The organism is Vibrio sp. 2134-1 (genome assembly GCF_033339495.1).
On sequence record NZ_JAWOUS010000090.1, the window covers coordinates 1 to 1,292 of the forward strand.

Annotated in this window: 1 protein-coding gene; it reads left to right on the forward strand. The window is 47.6% G+C overall.

Annotated elements, in window-relative coordinates:
• Positions 1-1,206: ABC transporter substrate-binding protein (locus tag R7R78_RS24055; protein ID WP_225474363.1), on the forward strand; the 1,206-nt coding region annotated here is incomplete at its 5' end.
• Positions 1,207-1,292: the final 86 nt, after the last annotated feature.

Sequence of the window (1,292 nt, forward strand, 5' to 3'; positions counted from 1 at the left end):
TTTAAAGCGATCTTCGACCCGTACGAGAAAATCGTAAAAGTGGATGACTACACGTTCGATTTGGTTACTAAAGGTCCATACCCACTTGTTCTGCAAACGGCGACGTACATCTTCCCTATGGACAGCAAGTTCTACTCAGGTAAGACAGAAGACGGTAAAGACAAGTCTGAACTAGTGAAGCACGGTAACTCATTTGCATCGACTCACGTTTCCGGTACTGGCCCATTCATCGTGACATCACGTGAACAAGGCGTAAAAGTGGAATTTGAACGCTTCAAAGATTACTGGGATAAAGCGTCGAAAGGTAACGTTGATAAGCTAACGCTAGTACCAATCAAAGAAGACGCGACTCGTGTGGCTGCGCTTCTTTCTGGTGGCGTCGATATGATTCACCCTGTAGCGCCAAACGATCACCAACGTGTGAAAGATGCGAAAGGCATCGATCTCGTGACACTACCTGGTACGCGAATCATCACGTTCCAAATGAACCAAAACAGCAATGAAGCGTTGAAAGACGTGCGCGTTCGTCAAGCTATCGTGCATGCGATCAACAACGAAGGCATCGTGAAGAAAATCATGAAAGGCTTCGCGACAGCTGCTGGTCAGCAAAGCCCTGCGGGTTACGTTGGCCACAACGAAAAACTGGTTCCTCGCTACGATCTGAAGAAAGCTAAAGAGCTGATGAAAGAAGCGGGCTACGAGAACGGCTTTGCCCTAACTATGATTGCGCCAAACAACCGTTACGTGAACGATGCAAAAGTTGCACAGGCTGCGGCGGCAATGTTGTCTAAGATTGGTATTAAGGTTGATCTGAAAACCATGCCAAAAGCGCAATACTGGCCAGAGTTTGATAAGTGTGCGGGTGACATGCTGATGATCGGTTGGCACTCAGACACTGAAGACTCTGCGAACTTCAACGAGTTCCTAACAATGACTCGTAACGAAGAGACAGGTCGTGGCCAGTATAACTGTGGTTACTACTCAAACCCAGAAATGGACAAAATTGTAGAAGCAGCGAACGTGGAAACGGATCCAGCGAAACGTGCAGAAATGCTAAAAGGCGTTGAAGCGACGCTTTACAACGACGCAGCATTTGTACCGCTACACTGGCAAAGTGAAGCGTGGGGCGCGAAGTCTAACGTGAAAGCAGCAGACATTGTGAACCCAATGGTTATGCCTTACTTCGGTGACCTAGTGGTTGAATAATCACATGATGTAGTTAGAAGGAGGGGACGTATTCCCTCCTTCATGAGCTTCTCTCAAGGAATGCTTGATGAGGCTCATCACTCAGC